At 66.0% G+C, this 18,387-nt stretch carries 16 protein-coding genes and 1 tRNA gene; 6 read left to right on the top strand and 11 right to left on the bottom strand.

What is annotated here, in order from left to right:
• Window positions 1-105: 105 nt before the first annotated feature.
• Window positions 106-1,542 carry an NADP-dependent phosphogluconate dehydrogenase gene (gene gnd, locus ABIE00_RS09030; protein WP_331573102.1) on the bottom strand — a complete coding sequence of 479 codons (1,437 nt, stop codon included), beginning with the start codon at window positions 1,540-1,542 and terminating at the stop codon, window positions 106-108.
• Window positions 1,543-1,781: 239 nt separating this feature from the next.
• On the opposite strand from gnd, the gene ABIE00_RS09025 reads away from it, so the two are divergent.
• Window positions 1,782-2,522, top strand: coding sequence for a FadR/GntR family transcriptional regulator (locus ABIE00_RS09025; RefSeq protein ID WP_354259265.1), 741 nt, complete (start codon window positions 1,782-1,784; stop codon window positions 2,520-2,522).
• Between the two features lie 6 nt (window positions 2,523-2,528).
• Here the strand turns inward: ABIE00_RS09025 and ABIE00_RS09020 are convergent, their stop codons facing one another.
• Genes ABIE00_RS09020 through ABIE00_RS09010 form a run of 3 tightly spaced genes read right to left on the bottom strand, consistent with a single transcriptional unit; the run spans window position 2,529 to window position 5,337 of the window.
• Window positions 2,529-3,644: an L-idonate 5-dehydrogenase gene (locus ABIE00_RS09020; RefSeq protein WP_354259263.1), complete on the bottom strand. Its 1,116-nt coding sequence runs from the start codon at window positions 3,642-3,644 to the stop codon at window positions 2,529-2,531.
• Window positions 3,644-4,414 (bottom strand): SDR family oxidoreductase, encoded by a 771-nt coding sequence (locus tag ABIE00_RS09015; protein ID WP_354259260.1) that lies wholly within the window; start codon window positions 4,412-4,414, stop codon window positions 3,644-3,646. The genes ABIE00_RS09020 and ABIE00_RS09015 overlap by 1 nt, the downstream gene beginning before the upstream one ends.
• A complete protein-coding gene (locus tag ABIE00_RS09010) occupies window positions 4,411-5,337 on the bottom strand; it encodes an NAD(P)-dependent oxidoreductase (RefSeq protein ID WP_354259257.1) in 927 nt (308 codons plus the stop codon). The genes ABIE00_RS09015 and ABIE00_RS09010 overlap by 4 nt, the downstream gene beginning before the upstream one ends.
• A gap of 79 nt (window positions 5,338-5,416) precedes the next feature.
• Here ABIE00_RS09010 and ABIE00_RS09005 point away from each other — a divergent pair, with 79 nt between their 5' ends.
• On the top strand, window positions 5,417-6,481 hold the full coding sequence (locus tag ABIE00_RS09005; protein WP_354259254.1) for a D-2-hydroxyacid dehydrogenase: 1,065 nt from the start codon (window positions 5,417-5,419) through the stop codon (window positions 6,479-6,481).
• 210 nt (window positions 6,482-6,691) lie between these two features.
• On the opposite strand, the gene ABIE00_RS09000 is transcribed toward ABIE00_RS09005, so the two are convergent.
• The 7 genes from ABIE00_RS09000 to ABIE00_RS08970 all read right to left on the bottom strand — a co-directional run bounded on the left by ABIE00_RS09000 (window position 6,692) and on the right by ABIE00_RS08970 (window position 11,726).
• On the bottom strand, window positions 6,692-8,041 hold the full coding sequence (locus ABIE00_RS09000; protein ID WP_354259251.1) for an MFS transporter: 1,350 nt from the start codon (window positions 8,039-8,041) through the stop codon (window positions 6,692-6,694).
• A 129-nt stretch (window positions 8,042-8,170) separates the two neighbouring features.
• Window positions 8,171-8,968, bottom strand: coding sequence for an IclR family transcriptional regulator (locus tag ABIE00_RS08995; protein ID WP_354259248.1), 798 nt, complete (start codon window positions 8,966-8,968; stop codon window positions 8,171-8,173).
• Between the two features lie 312 nt (window positions 8,969-9,280).
• Window positions 9,281-9,601, bottom strand: coding sequence for a hypothetical protein (locus ABIE00_RS08990; RefSeq protein ID WP_354259245.1), 321 nt, complete (start codon window positions 9,599-9,601; stop codon window positions 9,281-9,283).
• A gap of 112 nt (window positions 9,602-9,713) precedes the next feature.
• A tRNA-Val gene (locus tag ABIE00_RS08985) sits at window positions 9,714-9,786 on the bottom strand.
• 80 nt (window positions 9,787-9,866) lie between these two features.
• Window positions 9,867-10,796, bottom strand: coding sequence for an NAD-dependent protein deacetylase (locus ABIE00_RS08980; protein WP_354259242.1), 930 nt, complete (start codon window positions 10,794-10,796; stop codon window positions 9,867-9,869).
• Window positions 10,797-10,806: 10 nt separating this feature from the next.
• Window positions 10,807-11,310 carry a peroxiredoxin gene (locus ABIE00_RS08975; protein ID WP_354259239.1) on the bottom strand — a complete coding sequence of 168 codons (504 nt, stop codon included), beginning with the start codon at window positions 11,308-11,310 and terminating at the stop codon, window positions 10,807-10,809.
• Window positions 11,307-11,726: a DUF3052 domain-containing protein gene (locus ABIE00_RS08970; protein ID WP_087873741.1), complete on the bottom strand. Its 420-nt coding sequence runs from the start codon at window positions 11,724-11,726 to the stop codon at window positions 11,307-11,309. Before ABIE00_RS08970 ends, ABIE00_RS08975 begins: the two co-directional genes overlap by 4 nt.
• Window positions 11,727-12,067: 341 nt before the next feature.
• Here ABIE00_RS08970 and aceE point away from each other — a divergent pair, with 341 nt between their 5' ends.
• From aceE to ABIE00_RS08950, 4 genes are all read left to right on the top strand, one after another.
• Window positions 12,068-14,848, top strand: a complete 2,781-nt coding sequence (gene aceE / locus ABIE00_RS08965) for a pyruvate dehydrogenase (acetyl-transferring), homodimeric type (RefSeq protein ID WP_354259235.1) — start codon at window positions 12,068-12,070, stop codon at window positions 14,846-14,848.
• A 181-nt stretch (window positions 14,849-15,029) separates the two neighbouring features.
• Window positions 15,030-16,274 (top strand): PucR family transcriptional regulator, encoded by a 1,245-nt coding sequence (locus ABIE00_RS08960; protein WP_354259232.1) that lies wholly within the window; start codon window positions 15,030-15,032, stop codon window positions 16,272-16,274.
• Between the two features lie 88 nt (window positions 16,275-16,362).
• The gene (locus ABIE00_RS08955; protein ID WP_354259229.1) at window positions 16,363-17,292 is read left to right on the top strand and encodes an ACP S-malonyltransferase; all 930 of its coding nucleotides are present in this window, start codon (window positions 16,363-16,365) and stop codon (window positions 17,290-17,292) included.
• Window positions 17,289-18,350, top strand: a complete 1,062-nt coding sequence (locus tag ABIE00_RS08950) for a beta-ketoacyl-ACP synthase III (protein ID WP_354259226.1) — start codon at window positions 17,289-17,291, stop codon at window positions 18,348-18,350. Before ABIE00_RS08955 ends, ABIE00_RS08950 begins: the two co-directional genes overlap by 4 nt.
• Window positions 18,351-18,387 lie beyond the last annotated feature (37 nt).

The following is an 18,387-nucleotide window of genomic DNA, read 5'->3' as shown; positions in this document are numbered from 1 at the left end:
GGATCGTCGTCGTAAAGAAAGCAGTTGGAGCCGGACGCACGAACGGCCGGTACCTCCCAGACTATGGGGAGGACCGGCCGTTCCTGTGCTACACCGCGGGTGTGGCTAGTGGGTGTCCACTGCCTCAACCTCGGACTTGTCCTCGCCCCACAGGGTGTGGAACGTGCCCTCGGCGTCGACGCGGCCGTAGGTGTGGGCGCCGAAGAGGTCGCGCTGGCCCTGGATCACTGCTGCAGCGAGGCGCTTGCGGCGGAGTCCGTCGTAGTAAGCCAGCGAGGAGGAGAACACGGGAACCGGGATGCCCAGCTGGACGGCCGTTGCGACCACGCGGCGCCATGCCGGCAGGGCACCGGCGATCGCCTTGGTGAAGGCCGGTGCGAACAGCAGGTTTGCCGGCTTCTCCTCAGCCGCGTAGGCGTTGGTGATCTCCTTCAGCAGTTCCGCGCGGATGATGCAGCCGCCGCGCCACAGGGAGGCGATCTCGTCCAGCTTGAGGTCCCAGCCGTATTCCGTCGCAGCGGAGGTAAGCATGTCCAGACCCTGTGCGTAGGACACGAGCTTGGAGGCGTAGAGCGCCTGGCGGACGTCCTCAACGAAGTTCTCGGGAACGTCGACGGCGATTTCTTCACCGGCGAGCAGCTCCTGGCCCAGCTTGCGCTGTTCGGCTTGGGAGGACAGGGCTCGCGCAAAGACGGACTCTGCGATACCCGACACCGGGGAGCCCAGTTCCAGGGCGGAGATGACCGTCCAGCGGCCGGTGCCCTTCTGGCCTGCTGCGTCCACGACGACGTCGACGAACGGCTTTCCCGTCTTGGCGTCCACGTGGCCGAGGACCTCGGCGGAGATTTCGATCAGGAAGGATGCGAGCTCGCCCTTGTTCCATTCAGCGAAGATCTTGGACTGTTCCGCGGGCTCGATGCCGGCGCCGGAGCGGAGGAGGTCGAAGGCTTCGCCGATGACCTGCATGTCGGCGTATTCGATGCCGTTGTGGACCATTTTGACGAAGTGGCCTGCGCCGTCGGTGCCGATCCAGGCGCAGCAGGGCTGGCCGTCGACCTTGGCCGAGATCTTTTCCAGCAGCGGGCCCAGGGCGTCGTAGGACTCCTTGGAGCCGCCGGGCATGATGGAGGGGCCGTTGAGGGCGCCCTCTTCGCCGCCGGAAACGCCGACGCCCACGAAGTGGAGGTCCTTCTTGGCCAGCGCGGCTTCGCGGCGGCGGGTGTCCTCGTAGTGCGAGTTGCCGGCGTCGATGATGATGTCACCGGCTTCCAGCAGCGGTTCGAGCTGCTCGATCACGGAGTCCACCGGCTTGCCGGCCTTCACCATGATCAGGACGCGGCGCGGCTTTTCGAGGGAGTTGACGAGTTCCTCGAGGGACTCGGTCCGGACGAAGTCGCCCTCGTGGCCGTGCTTTTCGAGCAGGGCGTCGGTCTTGCCGACCGAGCGGTTGTGCAGGGCAACGGTGTAGCCGTTGCGGGCAAGATTGCGGGCCAGGTTGGCGCCCATCACCGCGAGGCCGGTGACACCGATCTGTGCTGACATCAAAAACTCCAATTCAGTGTGCGACGTAAGTGCAGGGGGTCCGCAAGTACTGCGGAACACCCTTCAGAAAAGCAGGCTGCTGAATAAAGCATATATATTCGCGGTCGGTGGCGGAAGCGGGTGACCACTCCTTGGACGCAAACCGCGCCATAAAGAGTCTATGATGCGCCCCTCCGGCCGCGTCCAGGCTCCCCAGGTCCGGGGCAACAAAGCCTCCCGGCGCGATTATGCTTACCTCTATGTCAACCAGCCTCCACCACCGTGCCGTCGAGCACCTGGGTACCAGAATCGTCGACGGCAGCCTGCCGCCAGGGCACGTGATGCTGGCGGAGCAGCTGGAGGATGAACTCCAGGTATCCCGGTCTGTAATCCGCGAGGCTGTCCGTGTGCTGCAGTCGCTGGGCCTGGTGGAGACAACCAAGCGGGTCGGCATCAAGGTTCTGCCGGCGCACCGCTGGAACCCGTTCGATCCGCTGGTGATCCGTTGGCGGCTGGCCGGGGAAGGCCGCGGCGCGCAGCTGCGCTCCCTGGCGGAACTCCGCTCCGCCGTCGAGCCCGTGGCGGCCGAACTCGCTGCGGTCAATGCGCCGCAGGAACTGCGGCAGGAGCTGCTCGACGTGGCCCTGGCCATGCGCGAGGCCGGCCAGGCCGGCGACGTGCCGCGCTTCCTGGAGCTGGACATCCAGTTCCATTCCCTGCTGCTCAGCGGTTCCGGCAACGAGATGTTCGCCAACCTCGTGGGCCAGGTGGCCGAAACCCTTACCGGACGCACCGTGCACGGGCTTATGCCCGACCGCCCGCGCGACCTCACGCTGCAGTGGCACCTGGATGTGGCCGAAGCCATCTTTGGCGGCCATGCCTCGGAGGCCCGCGAAGCGTCGAGCAGAATCATGCGCCGCACCATCTCGGAGATGGAGCCCGTGTGGGTGGAGCAGCCGAGGGTTTTCGTTCCGCTGCAGCGGCGGACGCAGTCCGCCTAGACCCTTCTAAGCTCCATCCGCCGGAACTCGGAAGTTGAGGAGGACTTTGCCGGATTGGGCGGAGTTGCGGGCGATGTCGAAGGCGGCGAGGGCCTCGGTGACGGGGTAGTCGTGGGTGATGACCGGGCCGATGCTGAGGGTGCCGTCGGTGAGGGCGGTGATGACCTCGTCGATTTCGTCGTTGAACCGGAACGAGCCTTTGAGGTCCAGTTCGCGGGTGATGGCCAGGGAGATCAGGACCGGCTGCGGACCGGTGGGCAGCAGCCCGACCATGACCACGGTCCCGCCCCTGGCCGCGCCCTGGATCGCGGAGGCCAGGCCGTGGTGGTTCCCGGAGGACTCGATCACGACGTCGGCCTGGACCGCGTTGATCGCCTCACTGTCGGTGGCGGTCAGGACCTCGTCCGCGCCCACCGCCGCGGCGATCTCCAACGGTTTGGCGTGCATGTCGACCGCGACGATCCGGGCCGCGCCGGCGCGTTTGAGGACCGCGACCGCCAACGCCCCGATCGGGCCGGACCCGATCACCAGCGCGGTCTTGCCGGCCACGTCCCCGGCCCGCGCCACCGCGTGCCACGCCACGGACGCCGGTTCGATCAGCGCAGCGGTGCGCAGGTCCAGGGTGTCCGGCAGGGGCCGGAGCATCCGCACCGGCAGGTTCACGTACCGGCTGAACGCCCCGTCCGTGTGCGGATACCGCGCCGCGGACCCCAGGTAGGTGCAGCCCGGGGACAGGTTCGGCCGCTCCGCCGGATACCGGGGCGCGTCCGGACCCGCACCGGGGCCCGGGGTGGCCGGGTGCACCGCCACCGGCGTCCCCGCCACCGGCCCCGCACCGTTGGCCGCGGCCCGGACCACCCGGCCGGAAATCTCATGCCCCAAAACCAGGGGCGCCTTCAGGATCGACTCGCCCGCCGCGCCGTGCAGCCAGTAATGCAGGTCCGACCCGCAAATCCCGCCATACAGCACCTCGACCACCGCCTCATCCGGCCCCGGGGCCTTCAGCGGCAGGTCATCGACCCGCAGGTCCCCCTTGCCGTGCGCGACCACCGCCGGACCCGACACCGGCAACACGGCATCTGCCCCTGTTGAAGCTTTTTCTGTTGCTGCTGGGTGCGTCATCAGACCACCACCGTCATTCCGCCGTCGATAAAGATCGTCTGCCCGTTCACAAAATCAGAACCCGCCGAGGCCAGCCACACCGCCGGCCCGGCCAGATCCTGCACCGTGCCCCACCGCGCGGCCGGGGTCCGGCCCAGGATCCAGGCATTAAAGTCCGGGTCATCGACCAGGTTCTGTGTCATCTCGGTATGGATATACCCCGGCGCGATCCCGTTGATCTGCAACCCCGAGCCCGCCCACTCAGCGGTCATCGCCCGGGTCAGGTTCCGCAGCCCGCCCTTCGCCGCGACATACGGGGCGATCGTGGGCCGGGCCAGATCCGTCTGCACCGAACAGATATTGATGATCTTCCCGTGACCCCGCCCGATCATGTGCCGGGCAGCCTCCCGCCCCACCAAAAAAGCGCTGGTCAGGTCGGTGGAAATCACCCGCTCCCAGTCCGCCACGTCCAACTCCAGCATCGGCACCCGGTGCTGGATCCCGGCATTGTTCACCAGCACCTCCAACGGACCCACCTGCTCCTCCACCCACGCCACACCCGCGGCGGCCTCAGCATCGGAGGTAACATCAAACGCCACACTGTGCACCCGGCCCGGCGCATAGTCGGCCGCCATCGCCGCCTCGGCAGCCTTCAACCGCTCCGCATTCACACCGTTCAACACCACCGTCGCACCAGCATCCGCCAACGCCCGCGCCAACGCATGACCAATCCCCCGGCTCGAACCCGTCACCAACGCAACCCGCCCGGACAAATCAAAAAGTGAAGTCATGCGGAAGTCCCTTCTGCGTCGCTCAGGACGCCAGTCCTGCTGAGGTTTGAAATGGTTTGCCGCACGACGGCAAGGTCCTGGTCCCCCAGGCCCTGCCGCTTCAGTTCGGCATAAAGTTCGACGCCGGCCCGTGCCATCGGGACGGCAGCACCCGTGGCGTCCGCGGAGTCCACCACAAAGGACAGGTCCTTGTGCATGAACTTTGCCGGGCCGGTGGGCGTGTAGTCCTTCCGGGCAATCCGCGGGCCCACCTGCTCCAGCACCCGGCTTCCGGCGAGGCCGCCGGACAGGACCTCAAAGAGGGCCGCGACATCGACACCTGAGCGCTCGGCCAGTTCGGCGGCTTCGGCGAGCGCCGCCGTCGTGGTTCCGACCACCAGCTGGTTGCACGCCTTGGCGAGCGATCCGGAGCCGAGCGGGCCCAGGAGCCGCACGGTGGTGCCCATAGCCTCGAAGAGCGGACGCAGCCGGCGGAAGTCGGCGTCGCGGTCCGCGCCGGCCATGATGGCCAGCGTGCCGTCGGCCGCACCCTTCGTCCCGCCGCTGACCGGCGCGTCCACCACCACCGCGTTGCCGGAACTGGCTTCCAGGACTCGGCGCCCGAAGGCCTTGACCGCGGTGGGGGAAACGCTGCTCATGACCACCACGGCAGTGCCGGCCGCCGGCGGTGATGACTGCCAGCTGGCGAACAGCCCGGCCGCCGCGTCCTCAATATAGGCCAGGTCCGGCAGCATGAAGACGATCACCGGCTCATCCCGGAGCTGCTCCACGCTGTCGGCAGCGGATCCGCCGAGCCGGCGGAAATCCTCCAGCGCAGCCGGTGACCGGTTCCAAGCCGTGACCGTCCAGCCCTTCCGCGCCAGGTTCGCCGCCATCGGCGCCCCCATCAGGCCAAGGCCCACGAAGCCCACTCTCGTATTCATCTCTGGCACCTTCACTCCGTTGTGGTCGAACTATGGTCAAAAGCAAGAAATCTGTTCAGTATTCTAGCCTCCATTCAGTATGATGAACAGCATGACGACTGAAACCACCGTCGCGATCGCCGTCCCGCTCGAAGCCGAGTTCGTGGAACGCATCCGCGCCGTAGATCCCTCCGTGACCGTGCTTTACGAGCCCGACCTGCTGCCGCCCGAACGGTTCCCGGCAGACCATGCCGGCGACCCGAACTTCAGGCGGACGCCCGAACAGGAGGAGCGCTACTGGGAGATGCTGGGCAAGGCCGACGTGCTTTACGGCTTTCCGAACGAAAGCCCCGCCGGCCTGGCGCGGATCGCCAAGGAAAACGCCCGCCTGCAGTGGATCCACGCCATGGCGGCGGGTGCCGGCGGTGCTGTCAAAGCCTCAGGGCTGGATGCCGGGACCCTCAACAAGTTCAAGGTGACCACATCCGCCGGGGTACACGCCCTGCCCCTCGCGGAGTTTGCCGCAATGGGCATCCTCAACGGATTCAAGCGGACCGCGGAGCTGACCCAGGACCAGGGCGCCAAGGTGTGGCCGGAGCTGCGGATACCCACCAAGCTGGTCAACGGTTCCTCGCTTGTGGTCACGGGGCTCGGGGAGATCGGGCTGGAAACCGCCCGCATCGCCCGCGCGCTCGGCATGAAGGTCAGCGGCACCAAGCGCTCCGTGGAACCGATCGAAGGCATCGAGGAAGTGGCGGACAACAGCGGCCTGGCCGGCTTCCTCGCCTCAGCCGACGCCGTCGTGAACACCCTTCCGGGCACCCCCTACACGGAGAAGCTTTTCAACCGCGGGGTCTTCGCGGCCATGAAGCCGGGCACGGTATTCGTCAATGTTGGCCGCGGAACGGTGGTGGACGAGGACGCACTGCTCGAGGCGCTGGAGAACGGGCAGGTGGCCTACGCCTGCCTGGACGTGTTCGCCGTCGAGCCGCTGCCGCAGGACAGCCCGCTGTGGAACCACCCGCGCGTCATGGTGTCGCCGCACACGTCGGCGCTGAGCGCGGCCGAGAACCGCCTGATCGCGGAGCGCTTCTGCAGCAACCTCAGGACATTCCTCGACGGCGGCGAACTCCCCCACCTCGTGGACACGGTCCACTTCTACTAGACCGCGCCTTCAAACATCGGAGAGCCGGGCACCCCCCAGGGTTGCCCGGCTCTTCTGTTGCCCGGCTCTTCTGTTGCCCGTCCCCCCAGTGCCCGTCCCCCCGAACAGCCCAAGCGCGAACGTACACTTACGGCCCCAAACCCGTTACCGGGAGGGGCCGCAAGTGTACGTTCGCGCTGTATAGGCCGTGCGCTCTGGGCTTTGTGGCTTCTAGCGGGCGTCCTCGATGGCCACGAGGTCGCGGCCCTTGGTTTCCGGCGTGAAGAAGGTGCTCACGAAGGAGATCAGGGCAAGGACCAGCGAGTAGATCGCCAGGACCAGCCAGGAGTAGCCTGTGGCCGCGAGCAGTGCAGCTCCCACCAGCGGCACCAGGCCGCCGGCCAGCACGGCGGAGAGTTCGCGGGCCATGGCCACACCCGTAAACCGGTACTGGGAACCGAACAGTTCAGGCAGCAGCGGGCACTGCGGTCCCAGCATTGACTGCACGCCGAGGGCGATGCCCACCACCATGACAACCCACACCAGTGTCACGTTGCCCAGGGTGACGAGGTAGAACGCCGGAAAGGCGATGACAGCCTGGAAGAGGGCCCCGTAACGGTAGACCGGCACTCGGCCAAAACGGTCGGACAGGGCACCGAAGGTGACCACCATGACGGCGGCAAAACCGGCGGCGATCAGGAGTCCCACCGGACCGATGAACTTGTCGCCCGGGAAAACGCCCGCCGGGGCCGCCAGGAACGCCACCAGCAGCGCCGAGTAGATGGAGGAGTTTCCGTTCTCGCCCATGCGCAGGCCGATGCCCACCAGGACGTTCTTCTTGGAGTGCTTCCAGAGCTGGCCCACCGGGTTCTTGACCACGTTCTTGTGCTTCTCCAGCTCCCGGAATACAGGGGTTTCCTTGAGACGCAGGCGGATGAACACCGCAATGGCAATGAGGATCACGCTGGCCAGGAAGGGAACACGCCAGAGCCAGCCTTCAAGGACGGCCTTGTTGGCGGTGGCGATGAGGGCGAAGGTGCCGGCACCCAGGAGGGTTCCCAGCTGGATCCCCACGAACGGCAGGGAGGCGAAGAAACCACGACGGCGGGGCGGAGCCACTTCGGAGATCAGCGTCGTTGCGCCGGCCTGCTCCGCGCCGGCACCGAGGCCCTGGACGATCCGGAGGATGACCAGGAGCACCGCGCCAAGCATTCCTGCCTGCTCGAATGTCGGCAGCAGGCCGATCGCGAAGCTTGCGGCACCCATCAGGCCGATAGTCAGGATCAGCACCATTTTCCGGCCGAACCGGTCGCCGATGTAACCGAAGACGATGCCGCCGAACGGACGGGCAGCGAAGCCCACACCGTACGTGGCGAATGATGCGATCAGCGCGCCTTCGTCGCCGAGCGGCTTGAAGAACAGCGGCCCGAAGATGAGGGCCGAGGCCAGGCCGTAGATGTAGAAGTCGTAGTACTCCAGAGCGGATCCTACGGAACTGGCAAGTGTTGCCCTTCGCAGCTGCTCCGGTTCGACGACGGCGCCGTCCGCATCAGCCAGCGGTGAATCAGTACGAGTTGTCACTAGCACTCCCTCAAAGACACTCCAGGCCCCCGTTGGCCTGGTGGGTAGTGACAGCACTATTGCGTCGGTCACTATGTTGAACAGCGTACAACATAGTGAACGACTAGCCAATAGGGCCGTAAATTCCTCCTAGCCCATGGGGTTGCCGAGGGATCTGGCCAGCTCATTCAGCTCTTTGACCATCTGCGCGCCCTGCTCCTGTGAGTAGGTTGCCTTAAGGGCAGTGACGGACAGGCCAAGGCTGGGGCCATGCGCTCCGCGGGTGGGTACCGTCACGGCGAGGCACACCACGCCCGTAGTGGATTCCTCGTCTTCAAACGCGAATCCCTGCTCGCGGATCTGCTTTAGCTGGGCTTTCAGCTCCGCTCCCGTACGCAGTGACTTAGGCGTGAGCACGGGAAGCTCCGCATCATCAGGAAACATCGCGTCGATGTCGTGATCGTGCAGCCTGGCGATCAGGGCCTTGCCCACGGCGCAGAGCGACACCGGCATCTTGTCGCCGATGTTGGACGTCAGGCGGACGGCCGGATGGCCCTCGTAGCGGGCCAGGTAGATGACGTTGGTGCCGTCCAGCATGGCGATGCGCACTGTTTCACCTGACAGCGTGGGGGCCTGTTCACAGAAGCGATAGAACTCCTGGACCTCATCGAGCCGGCTCAGATATGCGGCACCCAGCTCAACGAGTTTGCGGCCCAGCGTGTATTCGGCGCCCTGCCTGCTGATCAGCCTGGCCTCTTCGAGGGCCAGCAGGAGGTTGGAGGTGGAGGATTTGGGGATTCCGAGGTCCCGGGCAAGGTCGCTGAGCGTGAGCCGGCCAGTGACGGATGCTGCGAGAGATTCCAGGACCGCGGCAGCCCGCGTCACAGCCGGCGCCGGGGATGCGCTCCCCAGTCCGTCGCTGGATTTAGGGGTGCGGGAATCAGCCATGATTCTCCTTTTCGTTACGCGCTCGGACAGCGGGGTTAGGCAGATTGCACCGCGCGCCGAAACCGGCGACGATGCCACGGCGTCCAGTCAACTGAACACCTACCATCATACTGGCTGCAGTGTTGCCACTGAAGGCAGCCTGGGAACAGTGGCCGGACAGTGGAGTACGTAGAGCCACGCAGCGGGTGGCTACCTGCTTAACATTTTCGTGTTTCCGAACCTTCACGGTATATTCAAGTTCAAGCCTTCCACCGCGGCATCCCCCAATAGTCGCGGTGGAAGGCTTATCCAATTCCCGGGCCTTTTTGGTTTTCAGGCCGCATTCGCGACGACGCGTTCCGGCGCAGCATTGTCCGTTACAGCACTCCGCAGCCGCCAACCGCCGCCCAGTCCGTCACGGATGATCTCCATGGTGGTCAGCGCCGAGCCGGGATTCCGCCCCAGTCTGGTCTGAAGCCGCCACACTTCGACGTCGACGCGGCTGAGCCCCACCGGCATCCGGCGTTCCGCCTCCCACCAGCTGACGCGTTCAAACCACCGCAGCGGTTCCGCGCCCACCGTCCATTCCTGGCCGCCGCGGATGACGGCCCCCGGCCGCCCGTCAGCAGCAATCCTCACAAGTACGTGTTCCATGCCCGCAGGCTACGGCCGGGCGCAGACATTTTCCGCCGGCAGCGCGATGCACGGGGATACAAAAAACCCCGTCTGACCAGGCTTAAGAACTTGGTCAAACGGGGTTTGCAGGTGGGTCCTACCGGGATCGAACCGATGACATCCACGGTGTAAACGTGGCGCTCTACCAGCTGAGCTAAAGACCCGAAGAATGGCTTTCGCACCGAAGCGCTCGAACCAACGAACATAGACTCTACCCGAAGAGTGCCGTCAAACGCTAATCGGGTCAGGCCGCCGGGAGCGACGGCAATTCTTCCGCCAGCCAGGCGAGCGACTCACCAACTCCGGCTTCCAGCTTGATCGTGGCGATGTCGTCACCGCGCGTCTGGCCACGGTTGATGATGACAACAGGCTTGCCTTGCTTGGCTGCATGGCGGACGAACCGCAGGCCGCTCATAACGCTAAGTGAGGAACCGGCAACAAGAAGGGCTTCGGCTTCATCCACCATCGCGTATGCGCGCTCCACGCGTTCTTTGGGGACGTTTTCGCCGAAGTACACAAAGTCCGGCTTGAGGACGCCCCCGCACGCGGGACAGCGGGCGACCACAAAACCCCGGATCAGGCGCAGGTCCTCCACCGTTGCGTCGGCGTCAGGGGCCATCTCCACAAGGCCGGACTTGGTGGCATGATCCAGGAAGTCGGGGTTCAGTTCCTCCAATATCCCGGCGAGCAGCTGCCTCGAGTAGGTGCGTCGGCACTCGAGGCAAATCACCTGGTCGAAGCGTCCGTGCAGGTCCACCACGTTGACACTGCCGGCGTCCTCATGCAGGCGGTCCACGTTCTGGGTGATCAGCCCGGTCAGCAGGCCGCGCTGCTCGAGGAGGGCGACGGCGGCATGGCCGGCATTGGGATTGGCCCGCCTCAGGTGGGACCAGCCAATGTGGTTGCGCGCCCAGTACCGCTGCCGGTTGGCAGCATCGCCAACAAACTCCTGGTAAGTCATGGGTGAGCGCGGGGGTGAATCCGGCCCGCGGTAGTCCGGGATGCCAGAATCGGTGCTGAGTCCTGCCCCGGTGAGAAGCGCCAGCGGCAGCCCGGCGAGCACCTCACGGATCCCGCCCAGCGCCTCGAGGTCGCTGGCCGATGACTCGGTGCGCGGGGCGGCAGGCAGACTGGCGAAACCTGTCAGGCCGGTGCCGGTCCGCCGCTGTTCCATCGGGTAATACCTACCCTTGGGCGAGTTCTGCCAGGACGCGGCGGTATTCGGTGAGGTCGCGGGCCTGGCCCCGCGGGTTCACAACGACGTAGCGGACCGTTCCGCCGGCGTCGATGATGAAGGTCCCGCGCCGTGCCATGCCGGTTTCCGCGTCGAACACGCCGTATTGTTCGGCGACGGCGCCGTGCGGCCAGAAGTCCGCGAGCAGGCTGAAGCCATAACCTTCCTGCTCGGCGTAGGCACGGAGGGCAAACTTGCTGTCCACCGAGACCGCCAGCACCTCGGCGTCGGCATGTTCGAAGACTGCCAGGTTGTCCCGGATCTCACACAGCTCGCCGGTGCAGATTCCGGAGAACGCGAAGGGGTAGAAAACAACCACCACGTTGCGTCCTCGGAAGTCGGCAAGCCGGACGGGCTCACCAAACTGATTGACCAGGGTGAAGTCCGGCGCCTGCTGCCCAACCCCGGGCACGCCCGCCAGATCCGCCGCCGCGACGGCGGAGTGTCCGGTCACTTGTTCTTCCTGGTCACCAGGCGCGTGGCGCTCCAGTCCTTGGAAACACCCGCGGACGTGGTGCAGTGCAGCCCCGCAGTGGGTGCGGCGTCCTGGATGTCGGACGGCGAAACATATCCCGGACGGCCGGACTTGGGCGTGAGAACCCACACCACACCGCCCTCGGTGAGCGTCGTCAGCGAGTCGACCAGCGTATCCACGAGGTCGCCGTCGCCGTCCCGCCACCAAAAGATCACGGCGTCCACGACGTCGTGATCATCCTCATCAAGAAGCTCTGACCCGGTCAGATCCTCTATGTCATCACGCAAGTCGAAGTCGACGTCATCGTCGTAACCGAACTCCTGAATCAGATCCCCGTCCTTGAAACCCAATTTTTCCGCCACATTTACCGAAGTGGCGGCGTCGGCCTCGCTCACGTGTTCCTCCTGTGCATAGTGATTTCGATTACTCCAAGCCAACACCCTTTGGGCGTGGGCTTCAAGCTACGTGCGCCGCGGTGCGGCTTATTGTGCGTCACACAACAAGTATGACGGTCAAATAGGGCGGAGGGTTCAGCCGCGGCTACGCATCCGGAAGCCGTCAGAGCTACAGTGACTGTTGACAACTATGCCTAACGGGGCGACCGCCCCGAACAAACAGGCAGTCATACACACGAGATAGAACCCTGCCCGGCGCACATGACCGGGCTGTTGTAACCGATACGACGCACACGACGCGTTCACGCCGGGCAGCTACCCTGCCGGACCTGAGTGCGCCGATGAATGCGCGCAAAGAGAGGTTGGACGTGGCTGCAGGAGAAGATACCTCCCATATCCTCAGCGGGTTGACTAACCAGCTGCCTGATCGTGATCCGGAAGAGACCGCCGAGTGGGTTGAGTCCCTGGATGCGTTGATCAGGGAACAGGGCACGGAGCGTGCCCAATACATCATGCGCAGTCTCCTGCAGCGTGCCGGCGCGCAGAGCGTCGGGGTTCCGATGGTGACCACCACGGATTATGTGAACACGATCCCGGTGGACCAGGAAGCCCAGTTCCCGGGGAACGAGGAGTTCGAGCGCCGGTACCGGGCGTACATGCGCTGGAACGCCGCGGTGATGGTGCACCGGGCGCAGCGGCCCGAGATCGGGGTGGGCGGGCACATCTCCACCTACGCCGGCGCCGCGACCCTGTACGAGGTCGGCTTCAACCACTTCTTCCGCGGCAAGGACCACCCCGGCGGCGGGGACCAGGTGTTCTTCCAGGGCCACGCGTCCCCGGGCATGTACGCCCGGGCGTTCATGGAAGGACGGCTCAGCGAGGAGGACCTGGACGGGTTCCGGCAGGAAAAGTCCAAGGAAGGCCACGCCCTGTCCTCCTACCCGCACCCGCGGCTGATGCCGAACTTCTGGGAATTCCCGACCGTGTCCATGGGCATCGGCCCGATGAACGCGATCTACCAGGCCCAGTCCAACCGCTACCTGCACAACCGGGGCCTGAAAGACACCTCGGACCAGCAGGTCTGGGCGTTCCTGGGCGACGGCGAAATGGACGAGCCCGAATCCCGCGGCCTGCTCCAGCTCGCCGCCAACGAGAACCTGGACAACCTGAACTTCGTGATCAACTGCAACCTCCAGCGCCTGGACGGGCCGGTGCGCGGCAACGGCAAGATCATGCAGGAACTCGAGGCGTTCTTCCGCGGCGCGGGCTGGAACGTGATCAAGGTCGTCTGGGGCCGGGAATGGGATGACCTGCTCACCCGCGACACCGACGGGTCGCTGGTAAAGATCATGAACGAAACCCCCGACGGGGACTACCAGACCTACAAGGCCGAATCCGGCGGGTTCGTCCGCGAACACTTCTTCGGCAAAACCCCGCAGACCAAGGACCTCGTCGCGGACCTGACCGATGACGAGATCTGGAACCTCAAGCGCGGCGGGCACGACTACCGCAAGGTCTACGCCGCGTACAAGGCCGCGACCGAATTCAAGGGCAAACCCACCGTGATCCTGGCCAAAACGGTCAAGGGCTACGGCCTGGGCCCGCACTTCGAAGGCCGGAACGCCACCCACCAGATGAAAAAACTCACCCTGGATGACCTCAAGAAGTTCCGCGACCACCTGCGGATCCCGGTCACGGATGAGCAGCTGGAGAAGGATCCCTACCGTCCGCCGTACTTCCACCCGGGCACGGACGCGCCGGAAATCAAGTACCTGCTCGAGCGCCGCGCGGCCCTGGGCGGTTCGGTGCCGGAGCGGCGCTCGAAGCACTCGGACATCGAGCTGCCCGAGGCGAAGTCCTACGAGGTCGCCAAGCGCGGTTCGGGCAAGCAGCAGGCCGCCACCACCATGGCCTTCGTCCGCCTGCTCAAGGACCTGATGCGGGACAAGAACTTCGGCAAGCACATCGCGCCGATCATCCCCGATGAGGCCCGCACGTTCGGCATGGACGCGTTCTTCCCGACGGCGAAGATCTACAACCCCAAGGGCCAGAACTACCTGTCGGTGGACCGGGACCTGGTCCTGGCCTACAAGGAATCCGCCCAGGGCCAGCTGATCCACCCCGGCATCAACGAAGCCGGCGCCGTGGCAGCCTTCACCGCCGCCGGCACCGCCTACGCCACCCACGGCGTGCCCCTGGTCCCGGTCTACGTCTTCTACTCCATGTTCGGCTTCCAGCGCACCGGCGACGCCTTCTGGGCCGCCGCCGACCAGATGACCCGCGGCTTCATCATCGGCGCCACCGCAGGACGGACCACCCTCACCGGCGAAGGCCTCCAGCACGCCGACGGACACTCCCCCCTGCTGGCCTCCACCAACCCCGCCGTGGTCACCTACGACCCCGCCTACGGCTACGAAATGGGCCACATCGTCCGCGACGGCCTCGAACGCATGTACGGGCCAGCCTCCGACGGAGATAATGCAGACCGTAACCTGATGTACTACCTCACGGTCTACAACGAGCCCATCGTCCAGCCCGCCGAACCGGAGAACCTCGACGTCGAAGGCGTCATCAAGGGCATCTACAAGCTCGCCGACTCCAGCACCGAAGGCCCCAAGAGCCAGATCCTCGCCTCCGGCGTCTCCGTCCCCTGGGCCCTCGAAGCCCAGCGGATCCTCGCCGAAGACTGGGGCGTCTCCGCCGACGTCTGGTCCGTCACCTCCTGGAACGAACTGCGCCGCGACGGCCTCGCCGCCGAAGAGGAAGCCTTCCTCAACCCCAGCAAGGACGCCCGCCAGCCCTTCGTCACCAAACAGCTCGAAGGCGCCCAGGGCCCCGTCGTCGCCGTCTCGGACTACATGAAAGCCGTCCCGGACCAGATCCGGCAATTCATCCCGAACGAATTCGCCACCCTCGGCGCCGACGGCTTCGGCTTCTCCGACACCCGCGCCGCCGCCCGCCGCTTCTTCAAAAACGACATTCACTCTGTCGTGGTGAAGACCCTGCAGCTGCTCGCGGCCAAGGGGCAGGTTGACGGACAGGCACCGGCGCAGGCGATCGAGAAGTACCGACTGCTCAACGTGAACGCCGGAACCACGGGCAACGCCGGAGGCGAGTCCTAACTCGGCCGCTTGAGCCCGGACGAACGACGGCGGTCCCCACCCACGGTGGGGACCGCCGTCGTCGTTTGCGCTACTTCAGCGGTACTTCGGGAAGCATCGGACGAGCCGTGACGCAGCACAACCGAAGTTGTAGCCTTTGCACAAAATGGAGCTTGTCCCGCAGGCACCGTATGCTCGAATCATGCCCGAGCCGTCCCCCGCCCCTGCACCGCGCAAACCGCCCTCCCGGACCATGACTCCGGAGAAGACGGAGACCCTGAAAAAGCTCAGGGTGAGCGTCGGTCAGTTGTCCACCACCACCATGCGCCAGCTGGAAAAATCCCTGCCGTGGTACAGCCGGCTCAGTTCAGACGAGCGGTCCGCACTGGGCCTCGTGGCACAGAACGGCATCGCCGCGTTCGTCACCTGGTACGAGCGTCCCAGTTCCCCATCCTGGATCCTGTCCGACGTTTTCGGCACCGCCCCGACGGAACTGACCCGCTCCATCAGCCTGCAGAAGGCTCTCCAGCTCATCCGGATCGTCGTGGAAGTGGTGGAGGACCAGGTTCCGGTCATCGCTCCCGAAGCGGACCAGCCCTCCCTGCGCGAAGCGGTCCTCCGGTACTCCCGCGAAGTCGCCTTTGCCGCCGCCGACGTATACGCCCGGGCCGCGGAATCCCGGGGCTCCTGGGACACGCGGCTCGAGGCGCTGATCGTGGACGCCATCCTGCGCGGCGAAAACACCGACGCACTGCGCTCAAGGATCGCCGCGCTCGGCTGGAAGGCGCAGGAACGCTTCACCGTGATGGTGGGGAACTCGCCGTCGGAACCCAGCGCCAGCTATGTCAGCGAACTGCGGCGCATGGCCGGGCGGTACGCCGAGGATGCGCTGGTTGGAATCCAGGGCGACCGCCTCATCCTGATCCTGGGCGGCGTCCACGACCGGGAAACCGCGTACGTGAAGCTCAGCGACATGTTCGCGCCCGGTCCCGTGGTGTACGGTGCGGAGGCCAGTTCCCTGCTGGAAGCCAGCGGCTCGGCGCAGTCGGCCTTCGCGGGACTGACCGCCGCACGGGCCTGGCCCGCCGCCCCCCGCCCCGTGGCCGCCGACGACCTCCTGCCGGAACGCGTCATTTCCGGGGACGACGCCGCCCGCCGGTCGCTCGTGAAGAACATCTACCGGCCGCTCCTCGCAGCATCGAACGGGCTGGTGGAAACGCTCGGCACCTACCTGGAGCTGGGGCATTCGCTCGAGGCGACAGCGCGGGAACTGTTCGTCCATGCCAACACCGTGCGGTACCGGCTCAAGCGCGTTTGTGACGTGACGGGCTGGGATCCGCTGCTCCCGCGGGAGGCCTTTGTGCTCCAGGCGGCCCTCGTCGTGGGGCGGCTATCCACTCCGCCCAAGCCCGCCGCCGAGCGTGTTGCCGCGCGGAACACGAACTGAACCGTTGTAGACTTCCTACAATCTGACCCCGTGAGCTTGGTGTACGGAAACACCAATGGATCACCCGGTAATTTGGAAAGCTGGATACGTGCTTGCAATCGTCTGCCCTGGACAGGGCTCACAGACCCCCGGTTTCCTGGCCCCTTGGCTGGAGCTGCCTTCCGTAGCAGGCCATCTGGCCTCCCTGAGCGAAATTGCAGGCATCGACCTCACTGCGCACGGGACCACCTCTGATGAGGAAACCATCAAGGACACTGCCGTGGCGCAGCCGCTCATCGTCGCGGCCGGACTGGTCGCTGCCAAGTCGCTGTTCGACGTCGAACTGAGTACGCTGCCGGTCATCCTGGCCGGACACTCGGTGGGCGAGATCACGGCGTCCGCGCTGGCCGGTGTGCTCACCGAAAAGGAAGCCATGACGTTTGTGCGCGAACGCGCCAACAGCATGGCCGCGGCCGCCGCCGTCACCCCCACGGGCATGAGCGCCGTTGTGGGCGGTGACCCCGCCGAGGTCCTCGCTGCCATCGAGGCCGCCGGCGCAACGCCCGCCAACGTCAACGGCGCGGGCCAGACCGTCGCCGCCGGCACCTTCGATCAGCTCAAGGCCCTCGCCGAGAACCCGCCGGCCAAGGCACGCGTGATTCCGTTGAAGGTCGCCGGGGCATTCCACACCTCACACATGGCTCCCGCGGTGAGCGCTCTCGAGGCGCTCCGCCCGGAGCTGCAGCCGCAGGCACCCGCTGTGCCGCTGCTGTCCAACTTCGACGGCCAGGAGGTCACGGAGGGCACCGCCGCTGTGGACAGCCTGATTGCCCAGGTCTCGCGGCCGGTCCGCTGGGACCTCTGCATGGAGACCCTCGTGAACCGCGGAGTCACCGGCGTGATCGAACTCGCCCCGGCGGGCACCCTGGCCGGACTGGCCAAGCGGGGCATGCCGGGCGTCAAGACAGTTGCCGTCAAAACGCCGGACGACCTGTCCGCGGCCCTTGCACTCTTCGCAGAACTGGAAGGACAGGCATGAGCACGCCGGTACTGAAGCAGACCCCGCTCAACGAGCACACCCGGATCCTGGGCATCGGCGCGTACCGCCCCGACGTCCTGGTCACCAACGAGGATGTGTGCCAGTGGATCGATTCCTCCGATGAGTGGATCCGCCAGCGTACCGGCATCGTCACCCGGCACCGCGCCCCTGCCGACGTCAGCGTGATCGACATGGCCGAGGGCGCCGCCCGTGAGGCCATGGAGAAGGCTGGCATCGAGGCATCCCAGCTAGGCGCCGTCATCGTCTCCACGGTGACCCACCCCTATGCCACACCCTCGGCGGCCGCAAGCCTCGCCGACCGGCTGGGGGCCACGCCTGCCCCTGCCTTCGACATCTCAGCCGCCTGCGCGGGCTACTGCTACGGGATCGCCCAGGCCGACGCACTGGTCCGTTCGGGCGCTGCCAACTACGTCCTCGTCGTCGGCGCGGAAAAGCTCTCCGACGTCATCGACAACCGCGAACGCACCATCTCGTTCCTGCTGGGTGACGGCGCCGGCGCCGTCGTCATCGGCCCCTCGGACACCCCGGGCATCGCGCCGTCGGTGTGGGGATCGGACGGCAGCAAGTGGGATGCCATCGGCATGACCCGCTCCATGCTGGACGTCCGTGACCTCGGCCTGGCGGCACGCCGGTCCGATTCCACCGGCGACCTCGCGCTGCTCGAAGAGGCGCAGGAGCTCTACCCGACCCTCCGCCAGGACGGCCAGACGGTGTTCCGCTGGGCAGTCTGGGAGATGGCCAAGGTTGCCCAGCAGGCCCTGGAGGCTGCCGGCATCCAGGCCGAGGACCTGGTGGCCTTCATTCCGCACCAGGCCAACATGCGGATCATCGACGAGATGGTCAAGAAGCTCAAGCTGCCCGAGACGGTCACCGTGGCGCGGGACATCGCCGATGCGGGCAACACCTCGGCGGCATCGATCCCCCTGGCCACGCACCGCCTGCTCCAGGAGAATCCCGCACTGAGCGGCGGACTGGCCCTGCAGATTGGCTTCGGCGCCGGGCTGGTCTTCGGCGCCCAGGTAATTGTCCTTCCGTAGCAATTCCGATAACCAAGCCGCAACCGCGGTTTGCCCA

Origin of the sequence: Arthrobacter sp. OAP107 (genome assembly GCF_040546765.1) — a bacterium.
Classification (GTDB): domain Bacteria; phylum Actinomycetota; class Actinomycetes; order Actinomycetales; family Micrococcaceae; genus Arthrobacter.
The sequence above is the reverse complement of the archived record's forward strand: the minus strand, read 5'-3'. Positions and strand labels throughout refer to the sequence as shown.